3 protein-coding genes are annotated in these 3,551 nt (G+C 70.0%); 1 reads left to right on the top strand and 2 read right to left on the bottom strand.

Translation table 11 applies throughout. From position 1 onward, the window contains the following. Positions 1-1,285, top strand: a 1,285-nt coding sequence (locus QZX79_RS06085; protein ID WP_294566071.1) for an IMP dehydrogenase, incomplete at its 5' end; no start/stop codon positions are given. Between the two features lie 429 nt (positions 1,286-1,714). Here QZX79_RS06085 and QZX79_RS06080 read toward each other — a convergent pair. Both QZX79_RS06080 and QZX79_RS06075 read right to left on the bottom strand, forming a co-directional pair. Then, a complete protein-coding gene (locus tag QZX79_RS06080; protein WP_294566066.1) occupies positions 1,715-2,551 on the bottom strand; it encodes a PhzF family phenazine biosynthesis isomerase in 837 nt (278 codons plus the stop codon). A 145-nt stretch (positions 2,552-2,696) separates the two neighbouring features. Continuing rightward, positions 2,697-3,551: phosphatidylinositol-specific phospholipase C/glycerophosphodiester phosphodiesterase family protein (locus tag QZX79_RS06075; RefSeq protein ID WP_294566063.1), on the bottom strand; the 855-nt coding region annotated here is incomplete at its 5' end.

Here is a 3,551-nt window from a genome sequence, read left to right as displayed (position 1 = left end):
CCGCAACCTCTCGATCGCCGACCAGGCCGAGCAGGTCGACCGGGTGAAGCGCAGCGAGTCGGGCATGATCACCAACCCGCTGACCATCGGCCCCGACGCCACCCTCGCCCAGCTCGACGAGCTGTGCGGGCAATACCGCGTCTCGGGTCTTCCGGTCGTCGACGACTTCGGCCACCTCCTCGGCATCGTCACCAACCGCGACACCCGCTTCGTCTCGGAGCAGGACTACCCGCACCGCCTGGTGCGCGAGGTCATGACCAAGATGCCGCTGATCACCGGCCGCGTCGGCATCAGCGGCGACGAGGCCATCGCGCTGCTGGGCACGAACAAGATCGAGAAGCTTCCCCTCGTCGACGACGAAGGGATCCTCCGCGGACTCATCACCGTCAAGGACTTCACCAAGGCCGAGCAGTACCCGCTGTCCACCAAGGACGACGACGGGCGCCTGCGGGTCGGTGCCGCCATCGGCTTCTTCGGCGACGGCTGGGAGCGCGCCATGGCCCTCGTGGACGCCGGCGTGGACGCCCTCTTCGTAGACACCGCCAACGGCCACAGCGCCGGGGTCCTGGAGATGGTCGCCCGGCTCAAGGCCGACAAGGCCCTCGCGCACGTGGACATCATCGCCGGCCAGGCGGCCACCCGTGCCGGCGCCCAGGCCCTGATCGACGCCGGTGCCGACGTCGTCAAGGTCGGCGTCGGGCCCGGCTCGATCTGCACCACCCGCGTCGTCGCCGGCGTCGGGGTGCCGCAGGTGACCGCCATCTACGAATCCGCCAAGGCCGCCATTCCCGCCGGTGTGCCCCTCATCGCCGACGGCGGACTGCAGTACTCGGGCGACATCGGCAAGGCGCTGGTGGCCGGTGCCGACACGGTCATGCTGGGCTCGCTCCTGGCCGGATCGGCCGAGGCCCCCGGTGAGCTGGTCTTCGTGAACGGCAAGCAGTACAAGACCTACCGCGGCATGGGTTCGCTCGGCGCCATGCAGACCCGCGGAAAGAACACCTCCTACTCCAAGGACCGCTACTTCCAGGCCGATGTCAGCGGGGACGACAAGCTCATCCCCGAGGGCGTCGAGGGCCGGGTTGCCTACCGCGGGCCGCTGGCCTCGGTGGCGTACCAGCTGGTCGGCGGGCTGCGCCAGACGATGTTCTACACCGGTGCGCGCACCATCCCCGAGCTCAAGGCCAAGGGCAAGTTCGTCCGCATCACGGCGGCCGGGCTCAAGGAGTCCCATCCGCATGACATCCAGATGACGGTGGAGGCCCCGAACTACGGTTCGAAGTAGGCCACCGGCCCCGGGCGATTCCGAAGAGGCCCCCGCCACCCACCAGGGTGGCGGGGGCCTCTTCGTGTGTCGGGTCCGTGGCCGGGGCAGCCGGGACCTCGGCGCTTCGTCTCCGCCGAGTGTGCAGCTAACCCCGCTTTCGGCCGTCCTCGTCTCGTCGAGTGTGCAGATAACCACGCTTTGGGTGGCGGACAGCGTGGTGTGCTGCAGTTTCGGCGGGAGCGTTGCGTGTGCGGGCCCTCGCGCCTCGTCCTTCTCCGTCGAGTGTGCAGCTAACCACGCTTTGAGTGGGGGATGGCGTGGTGTGCTGCAGTTTCGGCGGAGGAGGCGGCGCCCGTGGTGGGGTGTGGCGTCGGCGAGGTGCGGCGTCGGCGGGGTGCGGCTTCGGTGGAGGCGCCCGACGACGGCTCGCCGGTGCCGCCCGGCCTCCTACTCGGGAATCGGCACCGCAATGCCGCTGACCGAAACGCGCGCATCGGTAGGGGAGACCTCGATCTCGAGGGTGCTCGGCCGTCTCATGTCCTGGCCCTGGAGGATCGTGACCCGCTGTGGTGCGGTGATGAGTCCCAGCTCCCGCAGGTAACCGCCCAGCGCTGCCGCCGCGGCGCCGGTGGCCGGATCCTCCACTACACCACCCACGGGGAAGGGGTTGCGGGAGTGAAAGGTGACGGGGTCCTCGCGCCAGATCAGCTGCAGCGTCGTCCAGCCCCTCTCCGTCATCAGCTCCTTGAGGGCCTCGAAGTCATAGTCGAGATCCGCCAGGCGAGCACGGGAGCGGGCCGCCAGTACCAGGTGCTCGTTGCCGGCGAAGGCTACGTGGGCCGGAAGCTCCGGATCGAGATCCTCGGCCGCCCAGCCGAGCGCGGCGAGGGCCCCGGCGGTCTCCTCGGCGGAGGCTTCCCGGCTCCGCGTTGGTGCACTGATGAGGGTGGCCCGGTAGCCGGGGGCCGTGCCGGCCGTCGAGATGGCGATGTCGCCCACGGGCGTGCCGAACGTCAGCTCTCCCGGTCCGATCCGCTCCGCCAGCGCAACGGCCGTGGCGATGGTCGCGTGGCCGCAGAACGGCACCTCCGCCAGGGGACTGAAGTACCGAAGGGTGTAGTTCCGCCCGTCGCCGGGCCAGACGAACGCTGTTTCCGAATATCCGACGTCCGCGGCGATCCGCTGCATGGTGCTGTCGTCCAGTCCGGTGGCGTCGAGCACGACGCCGGCAGGGTTCCCGCCGGTGGGCTCACTCGTGAAGGCGGCGTATCGAAGAATCTCCATGGCACTACTTTGCCGCACGGCCCGCGTCTTGGAGGAGGACCGCGGTCCGACCGGCGGGGCCGGCCGGGTGCGGCCTCGATTCGACCAGCGTCGTGGGAAGGTGCTGCGCGGCGCCTCCCCGTCGGAGAAGGCGCCGCGCACCGGCCTACCCCCTGTCGGCGAGGAACCGTTCCAGGGCAGCCAGGTCGTCGGTGTTGATGTGGTCGACGCCCGCCGCGAGCAGTTCGGCCCACACCGCCTCGCGTGCCGGTCCTGGCAGGTCCGGAGTCGCCCAGAAGCGGACCCGCGCACCCTGTGCATGGGCGGCCGCGACGTAGGCCGTCAGCTTCTCCCGCTCCGCGGCAGGCATTTCACCCACACCCCGCCAGGAGAAGAGCTGCTGCCAGTTGTTGCTGATCAGCGGCATGAGTTCGGCGGGAAGGGCCCCGCCAAGATCCGCCGCGCGTCCGTCGTAGAAGCCGAAGCGCTGGTCGGCGCCGCTCATGACGGACAGCGGCCGGTTGCCGCTGATTACCGCGGTCACGGCCCCCGTTTTGGTCTTCCCGTGCGTGTAGCGGGTGAGCATCGTGCGGTGCTCGGCGAGCTCCTCTTCAATTGCGGCGTAGGTCGGGGCGGCCTCGCTCTTGATGTCGATCAGCAGCTGGAAGCCGCCGCCCCACCCCGGATACACGCTGCCTCCATGTCCCGTGACCAGCGCATCGAGCGGGTCCAGGTAGAGGCTTTCGAGGGTCACCCCGGCCTGGACATCCTCGCGGTCGTGGGCGACCAGAAGCTCCCCGTCGACGAGCCAGATATCCGCCTCGACGCTCGTGAAGCCGTGCTCGAGCGCGTCGAAGAGCGGACGGTCGTGTTCGTAGTCGTTATGGGCGTGCGCGGCGGCCCGTGGCTGGCCCAGCTCGACGCCGTTCGGTGCCGGCGGCGCTGCGGGAGCCGGTGCCAGGCCCAGGGTGCCGAGGGCGGCGAGTGCGGCCGCCACGGCCGCTGTCCTTTGGAGAAGCAT

This window comes from uncultured Arthrobacter sp. (assembly GCF_902805515.1).
Lineage (GTDB): Bacteria > Actinomycetota > Actinomycetes > Actinomycetales > Micrococcaceae > Arthrobacter_D.
This window is presented reverse-complemented; position numbering and strand designations above follow the sequence as displayed.